At 62.7% G+C, this 20,434-nt stretch carries 24 protein-coding genes and 2 pseudogenes; 14 read left to right on the forward strand and 12 right to left on the reverse strand.

Annotated elements, in window-relative coordinates; genetic code table 11:
* The 3 genes and pseudogenes from AC07XP_RS24325 to AC07XP_RS24335 form a co-directional block, all read left to right on the forward strand.
* Positions 1–772, forward strand: a 772-nt coding sequence (locus AC07XP_RS24325; protein ID WP_495266114.1) for an SDR family oxidoreductase, incomplete at its 5' end; no start/stop codon positions are given.
* Positions 773–786: 14 nt separating this feature from the next.
* Positions 787–1,164 carry a dihydroneopterin aldolase gene (locus AC07XP_RS24330; protein WP_056576172.1) on the forward strand — a complete coding sequence of 126 codons (378 nt, stop codon included), beginning with the start codon at positions 787–789 and terminating at the stop codon, positions 1,162–1,164.
* Between the two features lie 52 nt (positions 1,165–1,216).
* A pseudogene (locus AC07XP_RS24335) lies at positions 1,217–1,399 on the forward strand (tRNA 2-thiocytidine(32) synthetase TtcA); the annotation flags it as partial.
* A 540-nt stretch (positions 1,400–1,939) separates the two neighbouring features.
* Here the strand turns inward: AC07XP_RS24335 and AC07XP_RS24340 are convergent.
* A complete protein-coding gene (locus tag AC07XP_RS24340) occupies positions 1,940–2,185 on the reverse strand; it encodes a helix-turn-helix domain-containing protein (RefSeq protein ID WP_495266115.1) in 246 nt (81 codons plus the stop codon).
* 238 nt (positions 2,186–2,423) lie between these two features.
* Here AC07XP_RS24340 and AC07XP_RS24345 point away from each other — a divergent pair, with 238 nt between their 5' ends.
* From AC07XP_RS24345 to AC07XP_RS24375, 7 genes and pseudogenes are all read left to right on the forward strand, one after another.
* Positions 2,424–2,804 (forward strand): hypothetical protein, encoded by a 381-nt coding sequence (locus AC07XP_RS24345; RefSeq protein WP_495266116.1) that lies wholly within the window; start codon positions 2,424–2,426, stop codon positions 2,802–2,804.
* A 2-nt stretch (positions 2,805–2,806) separates the two neighbouring features.
* The gene (locus AC07XP_RS24350) at positions 2,807–3,247 is read left to right on the forward strand and encodes a hypothetical protein (RefSeq protein ID WP_495266117.1); all 441 of its coding nucleotides are present in this window, start codon (positions 2,807–2,809) and stop codon (positions 3,245–3,247) included.
* 30 nt (positions 3,248–3,277) lie between these two features.
* Positions 3,278–4,111: a metallophosphoesterase gene (locus AC07XP_RS24355; RefSeq protein WP_495266118.1), complete on the forward strand. Its 834-nt coding sequence runs from the start codon at positions 3,278–3,280 to the stop codon at positions 4,109–4,111.
* Positions 4,112–4,349: 238 nt separating this feature from the next.
* Positions 4,350–4,856, forward strand: a complete 507-nt coding sequence (locus tag AC07XP_RS24360) for an HAD domain-containing protein (RefSeq protein ID WP_495266119.1) — start codon at positions 4,350–4,352, stop codon at positions 4,854–4,856.
* A gap of 20 nt (positions 4,857–4,876) precedes the next feature.
* Entirely contained in the window at positions 4,877–5,821 is a 945-nt protein-coding gene (locus tag AC07XP_RS24365; RefSeq protein ID WP_495266120.1) for a metallophosphoesterase, read from the forward strand.
* A 57-nt stretch (positions 5,822–5,878) separates the two neighbouring features.
* Positions 5,879–6,049, forward strand: a pseudogene (locus AC07XP_RS24370) (metallophosphoesterase); the annotation flags it as partial.
* 105 nt (positions 6,050–6,154) lie between these two features.
* Entirely contained in the window at positions 6,155–6,604 is a 450-nt protein-coding gene (locus AC07XP_RS24375; RefSeq protein WP_495266159.1) for a helix-turn-helix domain-containing protein, read from the forward strand.
* Here AC07XP_RS24375 and AC07XP_RS24380 read toward each other — a convergent pair whose 3' ends face one another.
* Positions 6,605–7,231 (reverse strand): hypothetical protein, encoded by a 627-nt coding sequence (locus tag AC07XP_RS24380; RefSeq protein WP_137860535.1) that lies wholly within the window; start codon positions 7,229–7,231, stop codon positions 6,605–6,607.
* 3 nt (positions 7,232–7,234) lie between these two features.
* Entirely contained in the window at positions 7,235–8,257 is a 1,023-nt protein-coding gene (locus AC07XP_RS24385; RefSeq protein ID WP_137860534.1) for a M48 family metalloprotease, read from the reverse strand.
* A 403-nt stretch (positions 8,258–8,660) separates the two neighbouring features.
* Here AC07XP_RS24385 and AC07XP_RS24390 point away from each other — a divergent pair, with 403 nt between their 5' ends.
* The 3 genes from AC07XP_RS24390 to AC07XP_RS24400 all read left to right on the forward strand — a co-directional run bounded on the left by AC07XP_RS24390 (position 8,661) and on the right by AC07XP_RS24400 (position 10,900).
* Positions 8,661–9,305 (forward strand): sce7726 family protein, encoded by a 645-nt coding sequence (locus tag AC07XP_RS24390; RefSeq protein ID WP_495266121.1) that lies wholly within the window; start codon positions 8,661–8,663, stop codon positions 9,303–9,305.
* A 138-nt stretch (positions 9,306–9,443) separates the two neighbouring features.
* Positions 9,444–10,487 carry a beta family protein gene (locus tag AC07XP_RS24395; RefSeq protein WP_495266122.1) on the forward strand — a complete coding sequence of 348 codons (1,044 nt, stop codon included), beginning with the start codon at positions 9,444–9,446 and terminating at the stop codon, positions 10,485–10,487.
* A gap of 110 nt (positions 10,488–10,597) precedes the next feature.
* The gene (locus AC07XP_RS24400) at positions 10,598–10,900 is read left to right on the forward strand and encodes a hypothetical protein (RefSeq protein WP_495266123.1); all 303 of its coding nucleotides are present in this window, start codon (positions 10,598–10,600) and stop codon (positions 10,898–10,900) included.
* 39 nt (positions 10,901–10,939) lie between these two features.
* Here AC07XP_RS24400 and AC07XP_RS24405 read toward each other — a convergent pair whose 3' ends face one another.
* Genes AC07XP_RS24405 through AC07XP_RS24435 form a run of 7 tightly spaced genes read right to left on the reverse strand, consistent with a single transcriptional unit; the run spans position 10,940 to position 16,364 of the window.
* Positions 10,940–11,440, reverse strand: a complete 501-nt coding sequence (locus tag AC07XP_RS24405; RefSeq protein WP_495266124.1) for a cupredoxin domain-containing protein — start codon at positions 11,438–11,440, stop codon at positions 10,940–10,942.
* Positions 11,441–11,497: 57 nt separating this feature from the next.
* Positions 11,498–12,232: an amino acid ABC transporter ATP-binding protein gene (locus AC07XP_RS24410; protein WP_495266125.1), complete on the reverse strand. Its 735-nt coding sequence runs from the start codon at positions 12,230–12,232 to the stop codon at positions 11,498–11,500.
* A 9-nt stretch (positions 12,233–12,241) separates the two neighbouring features.
* On the reverse strand, positions 12,242–12,931 hold the full coding sequence (locus AC07XP_RS24415; RefSeq protein WP_495266126.1) for an amino acid ABC transporter permease: 690 nt from the start codon (positions 12,929–12,931) through the stop codon (positions 12,242–12,244).
* Complete coding sequence (locus AC07XP_RS24420; RefSeq protein ID WP_495266127.1) at positions 12,931–13,668, reverse strand: amino acid ABC transporter permease; 738 nt, start codon at positions 13,666–13,668, stop codon at positions 12,931–12,933. Before AC07XP_RS24420 ends, AC07XP_RS24415 begins: the two co-directional genes overlap by 1 nt.
* A gap of 58 nt (positions 13,669–13,726) precedes the next feature.
* Entirely contained in the window at positions 13,727–14,653 is a 927-nt protein-coding gene (locus AC07XP_RS24425; protein ID WP_495266128.1) for a transporter substrate-binding domain-containing protein, read from the reverse strand.
* 22 nt (positions 14,654–14,675) lie between these two features.
* Positions 14,676–15,845: a trans-sulfuration enzyme family protein gene (locus AC07XP_RS24430; protein ID WP_495266129.1), complete on the reverse strand. Its 1,170-nt coding sequence runs from the start codon at positions 15,843–15,845 to the stop codon at positions 14,676–14,678.
* 33 nt (positions 15,846–15,878) lie between these two features.
* Positions 15,879–16,364, reverse strand: a complete 486-nt coding sequence (locus AC07XP_RS24435; protein WP_495266130.1) for a hypothetical protein — start codon at positions 16,362–16,364, stop codon at positions 15,879–15,881.
* Positions 16,365–16,427: 63 nt separating this feature from the next.
* Here AC07XP_RS24435 and AC07XP_RS24440 point away from each other — a divergent pair, with 63 nt between their 5' ends.
* A complete protein-coding gene (locus tag AC07XP_RS24440) occupies positions 16,428–17,366 on the forward strand; it encodes a LysR substrate-binding domain-containing protein (RefSeq protein ID WP_495266131.1) in 939 nt (312 codons plus the stop codon).
* Positions 17,367–17,638: 272 nt separating this feature from the next.
* Here the strand turns inward: AC07XP_RS24440 and AC07XP_RS24445 are convergent, their stop codons facing one another.
* Together AC07XP_RS24445 and AC07XP_RS24450 are read right to left on the reverse strand one after the other, a co-directional pair.
* Positions 17,639–20,074 (reverse strand): heavy metal translocating P-type ATPase, encoded by a 2,436-nt coding sequence (locus AC07XP_RS24445; RefSeq protein WP_495266160.1) that lies wholly within the window; start codon positions 20,072–20,074, stop codon positions 17,639–17,641.
* 114 nt (positions 20,075–20,188) lie between these two features.
* The gene (locus AC07XP_RS24450) at positions 20,189–20,380 is read right to left on the reverse strand and encodes a heavy-metal-associated domain-containing protein (protein WP_119554502.1); all 192 of its coding nucleotides are present in this window, start codon (positions 20,378–20,380) and stop codon (positions 20,189–20,191) included.
* Positions 20,381–20,434: the final 54 nt, after the last annotated feature.

Genomic DNA, 20,434 nt, shown 5'->3' on the forward strand with positions numbered 1-20,434 from the left:
ACCCTCCTCCCCCGATCGCCGCCGCACCGTCCTCGTCACGGGCGCGGGCCGCCGGCTGGGCCGCGAGATCGCGCTGGCGCTCGCGGCGGGTGGCTGGCAGGTGGCGGTGCACTACCGCAGCTCGCGTGCCGAGGCCGAGCAGACCGTGGCCGATTGCGCCGCGCGCTCGGGCGACTCGGCCCTGTTCGAGGCCGACCTGGCCGACGAGCAGGCCACGCGCGCCCTGCTGCCGCGCGTGGCGGCGCGCTTTCGCGCCGTCGATGCGGTGGTGCACAGCGCCGCCCTCTTCGAACACGACGACGCCGCCAGCTTCAGCTACGCGCTCATGGAGCGCCACGCGCGCAGCAACACCGGCGCGGCCATCCTGCTGGCGCAGGCGCTGCACGACCACCTGGCCCGGCGCGATGCGCAGGGCGGCGCCGTGGTGCACCTGCTCGACCAGAAGCTGTGGAACCCGAACCCCGACTTCCTGAGTTACACGCTCTCCAAGGCCGCGCTCGAAGCCGCCACCCCCATGCTCGCGCTGGCGCTCGCGCCGCGCGTGCGCGTGGTGGGCGTGGCGCCCGGCCTCACGCTGGCGAGCCACATGCTCGATGACGACAAGTTCGCGCAGCTGCACAAGCTGTCGCCGCTGGGCCGCTCGTCCACGCCGGACGACGTGACCGCCACCGTGAAGTTCGCGCTGGAGAACAGCTCGATCACCGGCACCACGCTGCTCGTCGACGGCGGCCAGCACCTCATGAAATTCGAGCGCGACTTCTCGCTCATGTGACGAGCACCACCACCATGTCCACGAACACACCGCACGGCCACCAGACACTCACCCTCCAGGGCCTGCGCTTCGACGCCAACCTGGGCATCCTCGAGCAGGAAAAGACCGCGCCGCAGCCGATCCTGGTGGACGCCGAGCTCAACCTCGGCCCGCAGCCGCTGCTGCCGCAGGACGACGACATCTTCCACGTGCTGGACTACCGCAAGGTGCGCCGCATCATCATCGACGAGTGCACCGCCGAGCACGTCAACCTGCTCGAAAGCCTGATCGGCAAGCTCGCGCAGCGCCTGCTGCAACTGCCCGGCGTGCGGGGCGTGCGCGTGAAGATCGCCAAGCTCGAAATCTTCGACGACTGCGAAGTCGCCATCCGCATCGAAGCCGGGGAATGGTGATCCAAGGCAAAATCGGGGGTCTTTCCCCTGATTTGCCCGAAGTAGCCCCCCAATGAACGCCGTCTGGATCGACGATACGCCCGAAGCCGGTGCGCCCTCCAACTCGCTGAAGATCGAACGCGAGACGCACAAGCTCGAGAAGCGCCTGTGCCGCCAGGTCGGCCAGGCCATCGTCGACTACAACATGATCGAAGAGGGCGACAAGGTCATGGTGTGCGTCTCGGGCGGAAAAGATATTGGACTGCGGCCTTGATCTGGTGACTTTGACTTGCTAACTGCTTGATCTGATTGCGGTTTTTCCGTCAAGGCCAGAAAAATGCTGTGAAGCGCGACAATCTCACTTCTGTATTGCGGAACAGATCCCGAAGTGGAAGGATTTGGCTGTGTTTGAAAGCTAATCCATATTGTCTCCATGCGATCTCGGTGAGGGTCGCGCCGTCGTGATCTAGCAGACTTTTCTCCGCGAAGCGCCAGCATCTCTCCATCCGCTATGGATAGATTCGATCCCCCATAACTGAGAGACGACTTCCCGAGGCTACGACCCTCGTCTCATTGATTCAGCGGGAATCACAACCGTCGCCACTGCCGCAGTAAGGTAGTCAAGCTGTTTTCACCGGCCTCAGAAAAGCAGTCTTGGCATTTCGTTCTGCTGCCAAAGGGTGAACTCAGTGGAAGTCCCTGCTCAGGACCTGCGCGAGTCGTTCCGCTAGAGCGCGGCCGAGGCCAGCCCCGGGAGCATGCTGATCTGTACCGTCAGATTAGTACTCTGGTCGCGCTAGGAGCGCGGAACCACCGGCGAAACGAGAAGCGAAACGTCGACATCCAGTGCAGTTGCAAGGCGCTCGAGGTTGTCGATGGAGATGTTCCGCTCTTCCCTCTCGACCGCCCCGACAAACGTCCGATGAAGCCCGGCAGCCTCTGCAAGCTGTTCCTGGGAGATGCGGCGTTCCGCGCGGATGACACGTAGATGGAACGCCACCCTTTGCCTTGCGCTCTGCGTTCTTGGTTGAGGTTGGCCCATCCACCAAGAATTCCCTGTCTAGCATTTTTTATCGACAGCACTAAGATAGCATTTGGATGTGTTTAAGTAGCAAATTAGCTTTTCGAGAGGTAGAAAGTAGCGTTAATAAAACTTGTTGAACTGTTTGAGCATCAGATCAACAAGGTGTCCGCGACCAAGCTTCACGTAGGGCTACCAACCGATAGGGTTCATTTTTATGTTCATGACGATGGATTCACATGAGGTGAGGATCTCTTCCATGCTGGCCGGGCCTGGTGCAAGATGCTGGAGGGCGATCCAGCTGAACCTGTCGATCCCGTTCTTCTTTCCCACCTGGGTGGTGCATGAAGACGACCTCGAGGTTCCGGAGCGAGCTTTGCTGATCTATGAGAGCGATTTCCTGGATCTTTTTGAGAGCGTGGGGCCGCAGTCGCTGCGACACCTTCAATACCTGGCGCCGATGGAGAGCGATCGTGATCGCTGGCAAATTCGAGACATTCGGAAGATCTGGTCAGCGACCAGCGCCGATGCCGATCAAGTCGACCTTCTGGTCCTCGAAGATGAGAACGGAGCGCAGTTCACACACTACGGCATGCGCACTTCGTTCAGCATTCGGCATCAGATCTGGCCGGTCAACTGAACATGGAAATCCCGCTCCTGCTGGCCTTCGCCGTCGTCTTGGTTCTCTTCTACTGGGCCTGGATCGCATTGCCTCGTTCGATTCAGACCGGACGCGAGCAGTTGCTGCGGGCGCAGGGTCAAGCATCTGGCGCGACCTTCTTCCCCGTCGACCCGCGCCGCATGCTGGGCGATTGGGATGAGACCTGCATCCTGTTCGATCCCGATGCCCGCAAGGCCTGCATCGTGAGTCGCGGAAAGAAAGCCCGGACGGTCGACTTCGACTACTTCAACACTTGGCATCTCAAGTGGACCGAATATCCCGGGAATCCGGTGTTTCGCTTTCAGCACGTGCACTTCCTCTTCGAGACCAGTGACTTCGATCGCCCGACGATCCGCGTCGCCGTGCCCTCCAGGTCCGATGGCGAGGCGTGGAACGCCAAGCTCTCGATCCTGATGCCCTGAATGCGCTGCTGAAGAGAAGGGCCTACCGACATGAAGTTGCTCATCCTCTCGGACCTGCACCTCGAGTTCGGGACCTTTCTCGTCCCGCAGGCCGACTACGACGCAGTGGTCCTTGCTGGGGACATCTTCGTCCCCGGTTCCAAGGCCATGCGCTGGGCCCGGCGGGCGGGGAACTTTGGGGAGACGGTCCCCATCGTCTTCGTGCCCGGCAACCACGAGTTCTACGAAGGTGTCCTCCAGACCTCGCTCAAGGAAATGGCGCTCACCGCGAGTTCGTGCAACGTGCATCTCCTGGCGCCCGGCGAGGCCGTGATCGCCGGCGTCCGCTTTCTGGGCTGCACGCTGTGGACAGACTTCGAACTGCCGATCCAGACCAAGACAGGGCCGCTGGTAGACACCGAGCGGGCCACGAAGGCGGCCAAAGTCCGTCTCAACGACTACTCATCGATCCGGTGGGCCGAGGCGCAAGAATCATCCGACGCACCCGTGGTAGCAGCCAAGTCAAGAAAGCGCCGCCTGACACCCGAGGACACGCTGGCGCTCCACCAGAGTGACCGCGCCTGGCTGGCCCAGAAGCTGGCCGAGCCCTTCGACGGGCCAACGGTAGTCGTGACCCATCATGCCCCACATCGAAACTCTCTCGCGCCGCACTACCAGTCCGACTGGCTGTCACCAGCCTTTGTGAGCGAACTCCCAAGCTCTTTCTTCGAGGTGCCTTCGCTTTGGTTCCACGGCCACATCCACGAGAGCTTTGACTATCAAGTGGGCAACTGCCGGGTGGTGTGCAACCCCAGGGGGTACTTGCGGCATGACCGCGGCCTGGAGAACAAGCAGTTCAACCCCGAACTCGTGGTCGAGCTATGAGTGACAGCCAGTCATCTACCCACACGATCCAGCAAGTGCTGGCTGCCGCGACTGCGGTCTCGGGTGGGGACCTCGAGGCGGCCATCCTCTGGTACAGGAACGAGCCGCTCGCGTCGTTTGATTACAGGTCCGCCGAGTCGCTGGTAGCCGAAGGGCGAGCTGCCGATGTACTCCATCTCCTTGAGTCCTTCCAGACAGGGTTTTTTGGATGATGAAGCCCTGTACTGGTCGTCTACCCATGGCAGAAGCGACGCTGCCCCATGATGCCACCGGCCACACGAGCGATTCCAGCGATCTGCTGTTCCTGGATGTCGATGGTGTTCTTCATCCTGTCGGGGCGGACTACTCGTTCAGCAGCAGGTTCTTCAGCCATTTGTCGCGGCTCGAAGAGCTTCTTCGAGAGTTCGGTTCTGTCGACGTCGTCATCTCGTCGGATTGGCGACTGGCCGAGAGCATCGAACAGCTGCAGCGCTATTTCAGTGCTGACATCCAGCATCGGATCATCGGAGCGACGCCGCAGATTGACCCCAGTGTGATCAGCAGCAACCGGCGCCAGTTGGAGATCCAGGCCTGGCTCGACGGGAACGGCCGTAGTGATGCAGAGTGGGTAGCGCTTGACGATTGGCCCTCGAGCTTCGAAGCAGGCTTCACGCGGCTCGTCCTCACCGATCCCCAGCATGCATTCGATCAAGACAGCTTCCAGGAACTGCGCTCGCACTTCCTGCGGTTCGCGGCTGGCCGATGAGTCGCCATTCGGCATATGAAATGAAACCACTCATCTCGTCGGACCTCCATGCGCGATCCGAGCACCAACAGTCGAAGCCCAAGCTGATGTTCTTCGGCGATCCGCACGGCGATCTCGAGCCAGTGATCGCCGCGGTCGAGCGTTTTCAGCCTGAGGCGATCGTGCTGCTGGGTGACATCCAGGCGCGCCGGCCTTTGCACGTCGAGCTGAGGCCGGTCCTGGATCTCACCGAGGTCTGGTTCATCCACGGAAACCACGACACAGACGCCGACGCCGACTACGACAACCTGTGGGGATCAGAGCTCGCCAACCGCAACCTGCACGGACGGATCGTCGAAATCGCGGGGTTCAAGGTCGCGGGCCTGGGCGGCATCTTCCGCAGCAAGATCTGGGATCCGCGGCGGCCGATCGAGGAGGCGGCGTTCCAGTCGAGCGATGCCATGCGCCGCACCATGAAGCGCGAGGAACGGTGGCGCGACGGCATCTCCCGCAAGCACCGGTCCTCCATCTTCCCGGCCGACTACCAGCAACTGCTGCAGAGCGGCCACTCCGACATTCTGGTGACGCACGAGGCACCGGCGGCCCACCCGCACGGCTGGCAGGTGATCGACGAGCTTGCCGAGACGCTCGGTGTCCAGCTGGTGGTCCATGGTCACCACCATCAGCACATCGACTATCTCGCCGAAGGCCTGACAACTGCCGCGGCACCGTTCCGCGCCTTCGGAGTCGACATGGGCTCGCACTTGGCGTGGCCAACTGATCCCCAGAACAGTACTGAATCGGAAGGCCCTTCACAAGACTTGCTCGATCTCGCAGCCGAGGTGTTCGGTGCCGCGGCCCAGGACTGGCTGGGTAAGCCGCACAAGCTGTTCGACGGTCAAACACCAGCAGCGTTCGCAACCGAGGGCGGCTCTGAAAAGGTGCGATCCATCCTCAACGCAATTCGAAACGGCGGGGTTGTATGAAAGCCGCCGCGGCGCAGTTCTGCGCCTTCGGGGTCGGCACGGGCTTGCACCTCGCGTGAGGTACCCGTGCTCTTCGTCCACGGCCACACGCATCAGTCGTTCGACTATCGAGTCCGCTCTTGCCGGGTCGTATGCAATCCGCGCGGCTATGTGAACTGGAGCGGAAGGATCGAGAACAAGGCGTTCGATCCTGGGTTGGTCATCGATGTGAATCCTTCCGCCACTTAAGCAGTTCATATAACTCCTCACACGCCTTGACCGAACGTCGCAGATCTTTTTGGTATGTGCGGCCAGCGCATCGACGTGAATGATCGCCTTGTTCAGCGCGGCACAATGCGTCCATGCCAAAACATCGCCTCGATCCTCAAAGCCGAAATCTCCCGCGTTGCTCGCAAAGAAGTGCGTGCTGAGATAGAAACACTCAAGAAGGCATCCGTCACCCATCGCTCATCGATTGCTGAGCTACGTCGCCAAGTGAATTCACTTGAGAAGGAACTGCGTCGTGTTGCGAAGGATTCGAAGCGCCCCACCACAGCGGTTGATTCGAGCAATGAAGCGGCAGCGGGCACGAAGCGCCGATTCAGCGCAGCCAGATTGGCGGCACATCGCGCGAAGCTTGGGCTGTCCGCTGCGATCTATGGGCAACTGGTCGGCGTGTCCGGGCAGACGATCTACCACTGGGAGCAAGGCAAGGCACGCCCGCGGGCAGCGCAACTCGAAAATCTTGCGGCTGTGCGAGATCTCGGCGCTCGCGAAATTGCAGAGCGTCTGACCACGCGGTAGTCAGAGCTTCTCGCAGATGAGCGAGGGATCGCACAGCGACGTCAGCTCGCCGATGTAAGAGGCGAGCGCCTCCCGGACCGAGGCCTCTCCTGCGTCGCAACGACTCCCCATGATGATGTTCACGGCAACGTCGATCTTCTTCCAAGGACACACCTTGGATCGAAGCACGTCCAACCCCCACTGGTTCAGCCCTGCCTCAATGATTCGTTCCACGCAGATTACTCGGCCAAGAAACGGTTCACGTGCTTCAGGCGGTAGCGCTGCGAGCGCGCGCAGCGCCCGCTTGTCTCCCGTCAGCAGCCGTGTATCCGGCGCTGCCACGAGCGATGCGAGCAGCACCGCCTCGCCAGCGTCGATGCCCAACACGTTTTCGAAATCCCCAAGGCTTTGGCTCGCGGGCTCCATCGGCGCCTGCATCAAGGCGATAGCTTCGAGCACACGGTCGGCCGCTTCGACTGCGTGAAACACCCGCCCGTCGAGCTTGCTCTTTGCCTTGATGGCCCGGTATTTCGACGAGGCGAGCGTGGTGCACTCTTGCAGCGGGATACCCATCAACGATGGGATCTCCTCGAGAAGCCCCCAATGCGCCAGCTTGCAAAGCGCGTCGACGTCGATCAGCAGACGCACGCCTCAGTTCGCTCCATCCCAGCCGGTGATCTGCGACACGAGGTCTTGCAGGTCGTCGGCGACGCGGCTGAGATCCAGGTGCGAGCGCAACTTCTGCAGCAGCGCCCCCTCTGGATCCAGGTCTTCGCTGAGGAAGTTCAGCGCTGTCAGCGCCGTGGGCCAACGCTTCGTAAGAAAGGCATATCTCAGAACGAAGTGTCCAGCCTCGATACCCACAGCGCCGGCAGCGCCGCGGGCCAGTACCGCAATATCCACAGGCGCAGCCAGAACCGGCCATTTGCTCACTCGCGCCGTGACCTCGTCGCCTCCCAGCGTCTGGAGCGCGAAGCTGTCCGCCTCCGCTTCCTGGCCGTCTGTCGACAACTCGGTTGCATACGTGCTCGTCTCCTGAAGCGATACATCGATGATGGAGGATCCGGGGCGCAGATGCCCCAGTGCGATGTGTCCGATTTCATGCGCCAGGATGAAACTCAGCCAAGCCCGTGACGACTTCTTCTTCGCGATCACGATGGCCGGACGTCCGCCCAACTGCAGCGCGGCCCCATCCATCTTGCGCACGCCCACAGGCAGGTGTGGCAAGGGAATGACCGGGATTCCGTGGGCCCAGCAAAGGTCCAGAAGGGCACTGAAGCCGAACTGGCCAGCGCGATCACGCATTGCCAGCGCGCGCAACTCGCCGGGATCTTGAGGCAGCGGAACGTATGGGATCGGCAAGGCGGCCAGCACCGCCTGCGCAAGAGATGACGCAATGAAGCTTGCGGCCGAGAGTGATGACGCCTCGATGTTGACCGAGTGCTTGTAGGCAACGCTGGCCATGGCACCCTTGGGAACGATCTGCCCCTTCAGCAGCGGCTGAAGCTCGACGCTCAGCCGCCTGCTGACGTGCATTGCCAGTTCCGCCGCGCCACCGCGTTCCTTCTCCAGTGCGGGATCCCACCAGTCAGGCAGGAGCCGACGCACTTGTGCGCGCGTCAGCCCGATCGCCGACACGGCTTGGTAGATGGTCTTGGCATCCGGATGGGTCACTGCATGTTCCTGGTTGCCGTCAATGGTGCACTTTTCAGGACGGGTCCTAACGCCTCGATCAATCGGGCGAGCAAGTCGGCCGTCTCCGGCCGCCCGTCCCAGACGCGCTCGAGCGCCCCTCGCACACGGGGATTATCGAGCACGCCGCCTATCTCTGTTATGCCATTTTCGGAATCAATATTTGCATAATCCAACAGCGGCCGTATGGCTGCCGTCACGGACTTCGTCCGCCCACTCAAAAATCGGCTCACTGTGGGCTGGCCTACACCCGCGGCTTGAGCAAGTGCATTCACAGAGATGCTCTGCCGCTTCAGGTACAGCCGGAGCGCTTCCCGAGCCCGGACAGCTTCCAAGGTGGTAGGCTTTGCTGTTCTTGGCATAACGGCATTATATAATGCATAAAATGAGCACCCCCTCCATCACCGAGCGCGAGTTGCGCCAAGCAGTGCGTTCGCGACTGCTCGCCGACGCCACCAAGTCGGGTGGAAGGCTCTTCGAAGAGTTCGGGATCGAAGGTGGGGAGGCGCGCGTAGACCTCGCGCTGGTGGACACACAGCTCAGTGCTTTCGAGCTGAAGAGTGATCTCGATTCGTTCGCGCGCCTGCACAACCAGATTCATGCCTACAACCGCGTCTTCGACCGGGTGACGCTGGTCACGGGTCCGGTCTATTCCGAGGCCAGTCTGGCCTTGATGCCTGCATGGTGGGGCGTCTGGTCAGCCGCGCGCCGCATGGACGGTACGCTCTCGCTGCACGTGCTGCGCAAGCCGAAGGTCAATCCAGTACAGGAGCGTCTGAGCATGGCCATGCTGTTGTGGCGCGCCGAATGCATCAAAGCGCTGGCGTCGCACAGGGGCGAGTTGCCTCCCAAGCGGGCCACGAAGTTCGAGTTGCAAGAAATGCTCGCGCGGGAACTCAGCATGCGTACGCTGCGTGATGCTGTCACCGGTTTTCTTCGTGAACGGCAGTTGGACTTCTTACCGTCGACTTCGCAAGCGCCGGATGGCCCCTCGGATGCCGTTGCCTTCGCGCTGAACTGCTTGGCATAAGCCGTGGCGGCGTGCCCCGGCAACATGCGGCACACGCCCGCGCACCGAAACCGCGGAATGGTGCGGCCTGGGAAATCCCGTAATCCAGTGTAAGTAACCGTGACGTACCCTCTAGACACAACGAGTCTGGAGGGACCAATGCCTGCGAAATGGAAATACCTGCCCATCCTGAAATGGAAGCAGGGGGAACGAATCGCCTTGAGCAAGCTCACTGATGCCCAGTGGGATGGAATGGTCCCGCTGATCGAAATCCTCCCCATTGACCCCAAGAAGGGGACGCTCTCCGAAACGCTGGTGCCTTACATCACCAAGATTGGAGGGCAAATGACCAAGTCGATTCCGGAGGGCACGCCCATCGCGATCGACATTCGGTACTTCATGCCCACCTACGCAAAACAGACCCAGGTGCTCACCTCGATCTGCAAGCGGCTCACGGCGCTGACCGGTCGTCAGATCATCCCGGTCATCACGGAGGCGATGGTTGCGCGTCCGGCAGATCTGCCGGACCTCGCCAAGGCCTTCGAGGTCTTCGTGCTCCGGATCCAGACACACGGCGTGACCTCCGACCAGGTCAAGGATTTCGTGAAAGTCGTGGTCGGCGCGGGAATCGCCAAATCGCGGCTTCATGTGCTCGTGGATCAATTTTCGATCGTGGGCGTCGACCCGGCAGCGTGCGCTGCGGCCGCGCAGCCTTATCTTGACGAGGCGCTCGCGGCCGGATGCAGCAGCACCACGCTCGGCGGCGGCTCCTTTCCACTGAACCTCGTGGGCCGCAAGCAAGGGCTCCACGACATCGAGCGCGTTGAATGGAAAGCGTGGAAGTCGTTGGTTGCCAAGCCCGCTTACGCGAAAGTGCTCTTCAGCGACTACACCGTAAGCAACCCAGCACCAGCGCCTGACATCGACCCTACCATGATGAATCCCTCGGTGGCCATCCGCTATGCCAGCGACGGCTTCTGGCGCTTGTTCAAGGCTGGCGGTTTCAAGAAGGGGAAGCAGGATCAATACAAGAACCTGTGCATCCTGCTCAAAGGCGATCCCGTGTATTCGGGTGCCGCGTTCAGCTTCGGCGACGATTGCTACGACAAGGCGTCCGTCGGCGTGCTCGGCAATGGCAACCCGACCAGCTGGCGGCGCGATGCCGCGAGTCACCACCTGGTGTTCACGTCGTCGGCCATATGAGACAGCGGCACTGATCCGGCCGCCTCCATTTTTCCCAGTGCAGCACGTTGCGTTCGCACGCAACAGCGCAACGTGCACTCACCCCCGCAAACCAACCTTCGAGGAACAGCATGCCCCAACTTACGAAAGCCGATTTGCACTACACGGACTACAGCTGGACGGCGGTTCCCGGAGACGATCCGACCAAGGTCAAGGCAGATGCGGATCGGTTGAGCCGCAAGGAAGGTTACGAAGTCCTTGCCTACCTCAACTCGTTTGTCGGACCGGAGAAAGCGGACCTGTCGAAGGCAACGCGGCTCATCATCGAATGGCTCGTGCATGAGAAATTGCCGTCGAATGTTCAAGGAAGAACCAAGGTCACCGCGTGGATCGTTGAAAACTACACCACCCTGAAACCGAGCTATCCACGGTAGTGAGGGTATCTCGCGACGGCCTGTCCTCGGCCGTCGCCCTCAAGATCCCGTGGCGGCTGCGACCTTGACCTTGCCGACCATGCCGGCTTGGTAGTGTCCCGCGATAAGACAGGCGAAATCGAATTCGCCCGCACGGTTGAAGGTCCAGACGATCTCGCCAGTCTTGCCAGGAGCAACATGTGCCATGTAGGGCTCGGAATGCTCCATGCCTGGGAACTTCATCATGAGTGCGGCATGGTCGTCGAGTTCCTTCTTCGTGCCGATCACGAACTCGTGCATGACCTGTCCTTCATTGCGAATGGACAGCCGGACGGTTTCGCCCTGCTTGACCTGGATTCGATCGGGTGTGAAGCGCATGCTGTCGCTCATCTTGAATTCCAGCGTTCGTTTGGCCGCGCTCGCATCGCCCGCGATACCCCAGCTCTTTTGTTCCTTGCGTACCGGTCCGCTCGACGCGCTGTGATCCTCATCGCCGTGTGCAAGGGCCAGGCCCGAGAACGCCCGGGTGCTGGCGAGCACCAATGTCTTGATCGATTTCATGTGATTCCTCGGGGTGGTTGAGCTTGTCTGGAAATGGGTTCGATGGTTCTTCGACCCTCAGTGCGCGAGGATCTTGGAGAGGAAGTCTTGCGCGCGCGGCGCCCGGCTCTGGGGACGCCCGAAGAACTCTTCGCTCGAGCAGTCCTCGACGATGCGCCCGTGGTCCATGAAGATCACCCGGTCGCTGACCTGCCGAGCAAACCCCATCTCGTGGGTCACCACCATCATCGTCATGCCTTCGCGTGCGAGCTTCACCATGACGTCGAGGACCTCGCCCACCATCTCCGGGTCGAGCGCCGAGGTCGGCTCATCGAACAGCATGACGATCGGATCCATCGACAGCGCCCGCGCGATCGCGACGCGCTGTTGCTGGCCACCGGAGAGCTGGCCCGGGAACTTGTCCTTGTGAATCGACAAGCCCACACGATCGAGCATGCGCAGCCCGCGCTCGACCGCTTCTGCACGCGAGCGTTTGAGCACCTGAACTTGCGCCAGTACGAGGTTCTCCATCACGCTCAGGTGTGGGAAGAGCTCGAAGTGCTGGAACACCATGCCGACCCGGGAGCGCAGCTTCGGCAGGTCGGTCTTGGAATCGGAGACCTGGATGCCATTGACCGTGATGCTGCCGCGCTGGATGGGCTCCAGCGCGTTGACCGTCTTGATGAGCGTGGATTTGCCGGAGCCGGAAGGGCCGCAGACCACGACCACCTCACCCTCGCGAACATGGGTGCTGCAATCCGTGAGCACCGCGAACTGGCCATACCACTTGGAGACGTCGTTGATTTCGATCATTGCGTTCATTCAGATCGCCGCTGCGGCCTTGCGCCGCTGCAGCCATGTGACCCACCAGGCGCCTGCCGTGCACAGCACCAGGTAGACGACGGCGACCAGGATGTAGACCTCGACCACACGCCCGTCGCGTTGCCCGACCTTGCTGGCGGCGCCGAGGAAGTCGTTCAGGCTGATCACGTAGACCAGCGAGGTGTCCTTGAGCAGGGCAATGGTCTGGTTGATGAGCGAGGGCGTCATGTTGCGAAACGCCTGCGGCAGGATAACGTGCCGCATGGCCTGCCACGGCGACATCCCCAAGGACTGGGCGGCCTGCATCTGGCCTGCGCGTACGCTGCCGATGCCGGCGCGAATGATCTCGCAGTAGTAGGCGGACTCCGCGAGCACGAACGCCACGAGCGCGGCATAGATCGGCCCGACGCTGAGGTTGGGATCACCGGTCACGCTGCGCAGCACCACCGGCATCAGGAAATAGATCCACAGGATCGTGAGGATCAGCGGGATCGAGCGGAACAGGTTCACATACCCCGCCACGAGGGCCGCTACCGGCCGTGGCGCGAAGATGCGGGTGATCGCCAGCAGCGTCCCAAGGCCGATCCCTGCCGCCATGGAGGCGGCTACCAGAAAGGCGGTCATTTGCAGGCCCTGCAGCAGGTAGGGCCAGGCGCGTTGCAGGGAGGCCCAATCGAAGTCGTAGCCCATCACGCGGCTCCCAGCAGTCCGGGCACCCGAACCCGGCGTTCGATGTGACGCATGAGCACAATCACGCCGTAGGTGATCGCCATGTAGATGAGCGTCGCCGCAATGAAGGCCTCGAACGGATGGGCGCTGAACTCACTGAGCTGGCGGGTCTGCCCGGTCAATTCCATGAGCCCGATCGTGAGCGCGACGGCCGAGTTCTTGAAGACATTCAAGAAGTCCGAGGTCAGCGGCGGGATCACGATACGAAGGGCCTGCGGCAGAACCACATGCCGATAGGCCGCCGCGGTTCCCAGGCCGAGTGCCATGGCCGCCTGCTTCTGGCTTCGCGGCACCGACTCGATGCCCGCGCGCACCTGTTCGGCCGCCTTCGCCGCCGTATAGAGCGTGAGGCCCACCAGCACGGTGAGGAACTGGTTCGCCGTCGGGTTCATCTGCTTGAGCGCATTGCCCCACTCGAGGGGCAGCAGTTCGGGCATGACGAAGTACCAGAGAAACAGCTGTACAAGCAACGGCGTATTGCGAAAACAGTGGATGTACACCGTCGACAGGTACCGTGCGGCGCGGTTGGGCAGCGTCCTGGCGACGCCGGCGATCAGACCAATGCCCAGTGCCAGTGTCCAGGCCAGCAAGGACAGCGCCACAGTCCACAGCAATCCGCGCAGCAGCATCATGCCGTACAGGCCCTCGCCTGTGACCGAGGGCCTGAAGAAGATCAGCCAATCCCAGCTGTAGTGCATCGTGAAGAGTGCTTAGATGGTTCGTGAGGACGGTCGTCGAACGTGCGGCGCCAGCGGCTTACAGCGGCTGATCGCTCGGATGACGCAGGAGTTCTTGCATGTCGGGCGACATCGGGAAGTTAACCGTCACGCTGCCCTTCACCGCGATGGGCTTGAGGAAGTACTTCTCGTACAGCGCGGCGAACTCGCCGGAGCGCATCATCCCGGTGATCACGCCGTCGACCAACTTCTTGAAAGCCACATCGCCCTTGCGCAGCATGCAGCCATAGGCTTCCTTCTGCTGCGGCACGCCGACCACCTCCCAGTCCGACGGGTTCCTGGCGCGGGCGATATTGCTGAAGAGAATGATGTCGTCCTGCGTCGCCGCAACGGCGCGCCCCGTCTCCACGGTCAGGAAGTTCTCATTGATGTCCTTGGCCAGGATGATGTTGATGCCCCACTTGTTCTTCTCGTTGAGTTGCCGCAGCATGCGCTCCGCGGTGGTGCCCGCACTGACCACGACGTTCTTGCCGACAAGGTCAGACCAGTGCTTGATGCCGGAGTTCTTGCGCACCAGAAGCCGCGCGCCGACGACGAAGAAGGTCGTCGAAAACGACACTTGGTTCTGCCGCTCCGCATTGTTTGTGGTCGAGCTGCACTCCAGATCGACGGTCTGGTTGGCCACCAGCGGAATGCGTGTCTGCGGCGTCACCTCCAGGCTCTTGACTTCCAGCTTCGCAAGCTTGAGGTCTTTCTTCACTTGGTCGACCACGCGCTGCGCGATCTCCCACGCAAAGCCGGCCTGCTTGTTGTTGTCGTCCAGGTAGTTGAACGGGATCGAAGCGCCGCGCGTGGCCACCGTGATCGTCCCGGTGTCCTTGACCTTCTTGAGCGTGCCCTCCAGCGGCGGCGCGGATTGCGCGGCGACACCGACGCACAACGCGAGGCCGGCGACGGCAAGGAAGGGGCGAATCAAGGCAGAGTGAATGGTTGGCTTGAGGGTCATCGCGGGCTCCAGGTAGCGTGGATCAGAGGTTGAAACTCGTTTCACAGGCGCTCAAGGCGCCCAGCAACTCGTCAAGCAGCGCCTGGGGATCATCCAGGCCGATCGACAGGCGAATGACAGGGCCTTGGACGTCGCAGAAATTGCGTTTGGCGAGTTCTTCCGCGGGGTAGAACGCCGCGATGCTGCGCACGCCGCCCCAGCTCGCGCCGATCGAGAACAACTTCAGGTGCCCGAAGAGCGCCCGGTAGGCGTCGTAGGGGCCGTCCACGAGCTGCAGCGACATCACGCAGCCGGACTGCTTGAAGTCACGCGCCCAAAGCGCATGGTCCGGCGCGCTGGTCAGCGCGGGAAAGAGCATCCGACGCACCAGGGGATGCACCGCGAGCCGCTCGGCAATAAGCTGAGCGCTGGTGGCCTGGCGCTCCATGCGCACCTGCATCGTGTCGAGACCCCGGGCGACCAGAAAGCAGTCCTCCGGGCTCACGGCCAGTCCCATCTGCGACTGCAGGCCGCGCAAGGACTTGTACAGGCCTTCGTCATTGGTCGCGATGCTGCCCATCAACACGTCCGAATGGCCACCCATGTACTTGGTGCAGGCGTGAACGCACAGGTCGACGCCATGTGCCAAGGCCGCGAATCCCAACGGGCTGGCCCAGGTGTTGTCGATGGCGGTCAGCACGCCGCGCGCACGCGCCACGGCGGTGATCGCCGGCACGTCTTCCACTTCCATCGTCACCGTGCCGGGAGATTCCAGCCAGATGAGCCGCGTGTTGGGGCGCACCAGACGTTCGATGTCCGCGCCAATGCGCGGCGGATAGAACTCGACCTCGATGCCGAGCGTCTGCAGCCGCTCGACGGCGAAGGACTTGGCCAGGCCGTAGGCGGCGTCGGTCATCAGCAGGTGATCACCCTTCTTGAGCAGTGCGAGCAGCGCACTGCAGATGGCTGCTTGTCCAGAAGGGAAGACGACACAGTGCGCAGCGCCGTCCAGTTCGGCGATGCGCGTCTCGAGGGCGCGCTGCGTCGGCGTGCCGGTCGTGCCATAGCTGAAGCCATCGGGCAGGCGGGTGCGGCGATTGACGAAATCGTCGAGTGAATCGAAGACGACCGTGGAGGCACGCCACACTGGTGGGACGAGGCTGGCGAATGCGCCCCGAGGAGAGGTGTCGAGATTGGGGATGGGAGAGTTCACGATGGAAGACGGAGCTGTTCGTTGGAAGTGCGATCAGTTGGCGGGTGCGGATTCGATGAGCTGCAGCGCTTGCTTCATCTGATCGACGGCCATGTTCTCAAGGTCGGTGTAGACCTTCATCTCCACCGTCAGTCGAGCGAAGGTTTCTTTGGCCGCGGCGATCTTGGCCGGATCGTTGGTCTTGGGATTGGCAAGTGCAACTTCAAGGCGCTTGTACTCGCTGGTGAGAAAGGCCGGTTGTTCGCCGATGGCGCGCAGGCCCGCGTTGGTCATCGAGCGGATGCGCAACACCATCTTCACATCCGACTGCTCCATCTCGCCCTGCGCACGCTCCAGCGCGAGCTTCGCTGCAAGCGCTTGCTGGCTGTCCGGCTTCTTGGTGGCGGCGATGGTCTGGAACTTGGCGATGTCGCCGGAAAAATCGTGCGCCCACGCAGGTGCGGCACATGCCAGGGCGGTCACTGCAAGAACTGTTTGAAGTTTCATGTCGCTTCTCCGGAAGGTGGCTGAAGACGCCAACTTTAGGACGACGGGGATAATCCGGATCGCGCTCGAAATTCTTTGTCCATAAGCGGTTGTTATATGTTGCTCCGAGAGATCGAGGTGTTCCGTTCCGTGATGTCCGTGGGCTCTGCGAGCAAGGCGGCTGCGCTTCTGGGCGTTACGCAGCCCGCCATCAGCCAGTCGCTACGCAGACTCGAGGAGGCGGCTGGATTCCCGCTGTTTCGCCGACTGAGAGGCCGTCTGCACCCGACGCCCGAAGCGCAAGCCTTGCTGGTCGAGGTCGAGCGTGTCTTTGTGGGTCTGAGCAGCATCGAGCACCGGATGCGCAGCCTCAAGCGCTTCGGGGTGAACACGCTGCGCATGGCGGTCTATCCGGCGTTCGGCCTGACCTTCGTTCCCCGCGTGCTGTCGCGGCTGGTGGCCGAGCGCCGCGACGCCGACGCCCGGCCGCAGATTTCGCTGCAGGTGCTCAGTTCGCGGGAGGTGCACGAGGCCGTGCTGGGGCGGCAGGTCGACTTCGGACTGATGGCCGATGAGATGCCGACGACAGGCCTGGAGCATTCCGAGTTCGCGCGCTTCCCCGGTGTGGTGGTGATGCATGCGAAGCACCGCCTGACCAAGGTGAGAACCATCCAGCCGCATCAACTCGCGGAAGAGCCATTCCTGGCGCTCAACCCTGAGGACGCGTCTCGGCGGCGTCTGGAGCGGGCCTTGGCGGAGTGCAACGTCGGGTTGAGCGTGCTGGTCGAAACCCCCTACGCTGCAAGCGTGTGCGAGATGGCCCTGAGCGGCATGGGCATCGGCTTTGTCAATCCGGTCACCGCCATGGAGTACGCCCAACGTGGCCTCGTCATCCGTCCACTTTCTCTGGAGGTCTCCTTCGCGGGGGTGCTGGTATTGCCTCCGGGACAGCCGCTGTCCGGCCTCGCCTCGCGAGTGCTTCAGCTCATGCGCATGCAACTGGCCGAAGACCAGAAAGCTCTCGCCAATCTTCTCAAACCCCGTGCCAAAGCTTGACCGCCAAGCCTCAGCGACGCTTCGTTCGCGTTCCGCAGCAACGAGGCCTTTGCGCCTGGGCGGCCAGGACCCCGTAGGCCTTGGCCACTGTCTTGCTGATCGGTGCATCAGCGGGGGCGCAGACCTCGATGGCGCACAGCAAGTGCTCGGCAACCGCCCAGTTTCGCTGTCGCAGAGCCTCCTCGTAGACCTCCAGCAAGTGCAACTCGAGTGGCTTGGGTCTCTTCATGGAAACTCCTTCGCGCGCAGCGAGGCCGCCCGGCCCGCAGGCCCTAGGCCGATCTTTCGCCGACGTGGGACGCATGAACATCGCTCTTTGCTCCCCGCAAGCGCAAAGCGTTGGTGATGACCGAGGCCGAACTCAGGCTCATCGCCAACGCAGCGATCATCGGCGACAGCAACCATCCCGTGAACGGGAACAGCACGCCCGCGGCCAGCGGCACGCCAAGGGCGTTGTAGAGGAAAGCGAAACCAAGGTTCTGCTTCATGTTGGCGATGGTCTGCTCCGAGATGACGCGTGCCTGCGCAATGCCGCGCAGATCGCCTTTGACCAGCGTCACCTGGGCGCTGTTCATGGCGACGTCGGTGCCGGTGCCCATCGCCACGCCGACGTCGGCCTTGGCGAGAGCAGGGGCGTCGTTGATGCCGTCACCCGCCATCGCGACGATGCGGCCTTCGCGCTGCAGCCTGTCGACCAGCGCGAGCTTGTCGGCAGGTTTCACTTCGCCATGCACCTCGTCGATGCCCAGCTTCGCGGCGACAGCGCGGGCCGTGGTCAGCCCGTCTCCGGTGGCCATGATGACCCGCATGCCCGAGGCCTTGAGCGCGGCCAGCGCCTCCAGCGTGGTGGCCTTGATCGGGTCCGATACCGCAAGCAAGCCGGCAGGCTGGCCGTCCACCGCCAGGAACATGACACTGGCGCCTTCGGCCCGCATCGACTCAGCCTGCGGCTTCAATTCCTCGATCCGTACGCGCAGTTGGTCCATCAGCGCCGTGTTGCCAAGCGCCAACTTCCTGCCGCCTACGCCGCCGCTCACGCCGATGCCGCTACTCGATTCGAAATCGTCGGGCGTGTCCAGCGCCAGGTTGCGTTCACGCGCTGCTCGCACGATGGCATCGGCCAGCGGGTGTTCGCTCCCTTGGTCCAGGCTGGCCGCGAGGCGCAGCACCTCGTCTTCGGTGAAGCCTGGCGCAGGCACCGCGCGCTCGAACTGCGGCCGGCCTTCCGTCAGAGTGCCGGTCTTGTCGACGATGAGCGCATCGACCTTGCGGAAGTTCTCGATCGCCGCAGCGTCGCGGAACAGAACGCCCTGTGTGGCCGCCTTGCCGGTGGCCACCATGATCGACATCGGCGTGGCGAGGCCGAGGGCACAGGGGCAGGCAATGATGAGCACTGCCACGGCGTTGATCAGGCCATAGACCCAGCTCGGCTGCGGTCCGAAGAATCCCCAGGCGAAGAACGTCAGCACCGCGATGCCGATGACGGTCATGACGAAGTAGCCGGCGACCTGGTCGGCCATCCGCTGCATCGGCGCGCGGGAACGCTGGGCCTGCGCGACCATCTGCACGATGCTCGCGAGCACGGTCTGCGAGCCGACCTTTTCCGACTGCATGACCAGCGCGCCGTTGGTGTTGAGCGTCGCGCCGATGAGCTTGTCGCCCACGCGCTTGGTCACGGGCAAGGGCTCACCTGTCAGCATGGACTCGTCGACGGCGCTGCTGCCTTCGATCACCACGCCGTCCACCGGCACCTTCTCTCCGGGGCGCACGCGCAGCTTGTCGCCCACATGCACGTGGCCGATGGGCACGTCTTCCTCGGTGCCGTCGGCGCCGATCCGGCGTGCCGTCTTGGGCGCGAGCCCCAGCAGCGACTTGATGGCCGCGGAGGTTTGCGAGCGCGCCTTGAGCTCGAGGATCTGGCCCAGCAGGGTGAGCGAAATGATCACCGCCGCCGCCTCGAAGTAGACCGACACGCGCCCCATCGACACGAACGACGCGGGGAACACGCCGGGCGCCACCGTGGCCACGACGCTGTAGGCAAAGGCGGCGGCCGTGCCGAGGCCGATCAGGGTCCACATGTTCGGGCTGCGGTTCGCCACCGATTGCACCGCGCGCACAAAGAACGGCCAGCCGGCCCACAGCACGATCGGCACGCTGAGCACGAGCTCAATCCAGCTTTGCGTGCCCATCTCGAACCACTGCAGGCGGTGGCCGGCCATGGCGAGCACGGTGACGACAACGCTGAGCGGCAGCGTCCAGAAGAAGCGCCGCTTGAAGTCTGTCAGCTCGAGGTCTTCGCTCTCGTCGAGGGTCGGCATCTCGGGCTCCAGCGACATGCCGCACTTGGGGCAATTGCCCGGGTGATCCTGTCGGATCTCCGGATGCATGGGGCAGGTGTAGATCGTGCCCGGAGGACCAGGTTGAGCCGGCTGCGCGGGCGCAAGCACGAGCGGCGCTGCGGGCTGCGCGCCGCGCTTTGCGTACTTGGCCGGGTTGGCCTCAAACTTGGATTTGCAACCCGCACTACAGAAATACACGGGCCCACCTTCGTGCTGCAAGACATGCGTGGACCGCGCGGTCACCGTCATCCCGCAAACGGGATCCTTCAGGGTCGCATCGGTCTCAGGTGAAGGTTCTCCAGAGGCGGGCGGGTGCGCCCCGTGATGCCCCTGGTGGTGTTCATGCAGGTTGGAAGGCGTAGGGTTCATTCGAGTTCTCCAACGAAAAATTGGCTGGATGCACCCCACACGGTCGCGCATTCAGTCCGCACAGGCCCGCATGAGATCACCAGCCGATCAAGGCCGCCGTCCCATGCCAGCAAATCACTTCGGCGGGTAGCCGGCTTCCGTGAGGGCCGCAGTCACAGACTCACGGTCCTCGGCGCTGTCGACACGCAACGTCTTGGTCGGCAGGTCGACTTCGATCTTCGCCGTGGCGTCCAGATTCTTCACGGCCTGCGCGATCCGGCTCGCGCAGCCACCGCAGGACATCGACTGGATGACGAACTCTTGCATGAGAGACTCCTTGGTTGAAATGGACCCCAGTGTCAGGCTTGACATCGTGTGAAG

The organism is Variovorax sp. GW531-E2 (genome assembly GCF_059423125.1).

What these genes read in the sequence shown, in the direction of transcription:
- AC07XP_RS24410 (WP_495266125.1), bottom strand. Translation starts at nt 12,232, where the DNA reads ATGATCGAAATCAACGACGTCTCCAAGTGGTATGGCCAGTTCGCGGTG.
- AC07XP_RS24400 (WP_495266123.1), top strand. Translation starts at nt 10,598, where the DNA reads ATGCCCCAACTTACGAAAGCCGATTTGCACTACACGGACTACAGCTGG.
- AC07XP_RS24425 (WP_495266128.1), bottom strand. Translation starts at nt 14,653, where the DNA reads ATGACCCTCAAGCCAACCATTCACTCTGCCTTGATTCGCCCCTTCCTT.
- AC07XP_RS24415 (WP_495266126.1), bottom strand. Translation starts at nt 12,931, where the DNA reads ATGGGCTACGACTTCGATTGGGCCTCCCTGCAACGCGCCTGGCCCTAC.
- AC07XP_RS24445 (WP_495266160.1), bottom strand. Translation starts at nt 20,074, where the DNA reads ATGAACCCTACGCCTTCCAACCTGCATGAACACCACCAGGGGCATCAC.
- AC07XP_RS24355 (WP_495266118.1), top strand. Translation starts at nt 3,278, where the DNA reads ATGAAGTTGCTCATCCTCTCGGACCTGCACCTCGAGTTCGGGACCTTT.
- AC07XP_RS24360 (WP_495266119.1), top strand. Translation starts at nt 4,350, where the DNA reads ATGGCAGAAGCGACGCTGCCCCATGATGCCACCGGCCACACGAGCGAT.
- AC07XP_RS24350 (WP_495266117.1), top strand. Translation starts at nt 2,807, where the DNA reads ATGGAAATCCCGCTCCTGCTGGCCTTCGCCGTCGTCTTGGTTCTCTTC.
- AC07XP_RS24440 (WP_495266131.1), top strand. Translation starts at nt 16,428, where the DNA reads ATGTTGCTCCGAGAGATCGAGGTGTTCCGTTCCGTGATGTCCGTGGGC.
- AC07XP_RS24365 (WP_495266120.1), top strand. Translation starts at nt 4,877, where the DNA reads ATGAAACCACTCATCTCGTCGGACCTCCATGCGCGATCCGAGCACCAA.
- AC07XP_RS24330 (WP_056576172.1), top strand. Translation starts at nt 787, where the DNA reads ATGTCCACGAACACACCGCACGGCCACCAGACACTCACCCTCCAGGGC.
- AC07XP_RS24375 (WP_495266159.1), top strand. Translation starts at nt 6,155, where the DNA reads ATGCGTCCATGCCAAAACATCGCCTCGATCCTCAAAGCCGAAATCTCC.
- AC07XP_RS24420 (WP_495266127.1), bottom strand. Translation starts at nt 13,668, where the DNA reads ATGCACTACAGCTGGGATTGGCTGATCTTCTTCAGGCCCTCGGTCACA.
- AC07XP_RS24450 (WP_119554502.1), bottom strand. Translation starts at nt 20,380, where the DNA reads ATGCAAGAGTTCGTCATCCAGTCGATGTCCTGCGGTGGCTGCGCGAGC.
- AC07XP_RS24345 (WP_495266116.1), top strand. Translation starts at nt 2,424, where the DNA reads ATGCTGGCCGGGCCTGGTGCAAGATGCTGGAGGGCGATCCAGCTGAAC.
- AC07XP_RS24390 (WP_495266121.1), top strand. Translation starts at nt 8,661, where the DNA reads ATGAGCACCCCCTCCATCACCGAGCGCGAGTTGCGCCAAGCAGTGCGT.
- AC07XP_RS24340 (WP_495266115.1), bottom strand. Translation starts at nt 2,185, where the DNA reads ATGGGCCAACCTCAACCAAGAACGCAGAGCGCAAGGCAAAGGGTGGCG.
- AC07XP_RS24395 (WP_495266122.1), top strand. Translation starts at nt 9,444, where the DNA reads ATGCCTGCGAAATGGAAATACCTGCCCATCCTGAAATGGAAGCAGGGG.
- AC07XP_RS24405 (WP_495266124.1), bottom strand. Translation starts at nt 11,440, where the DNA reads ATGAAATCGATCAAGACATTGGTGCTCGCCAGCACCCGGGCGTTCTCG.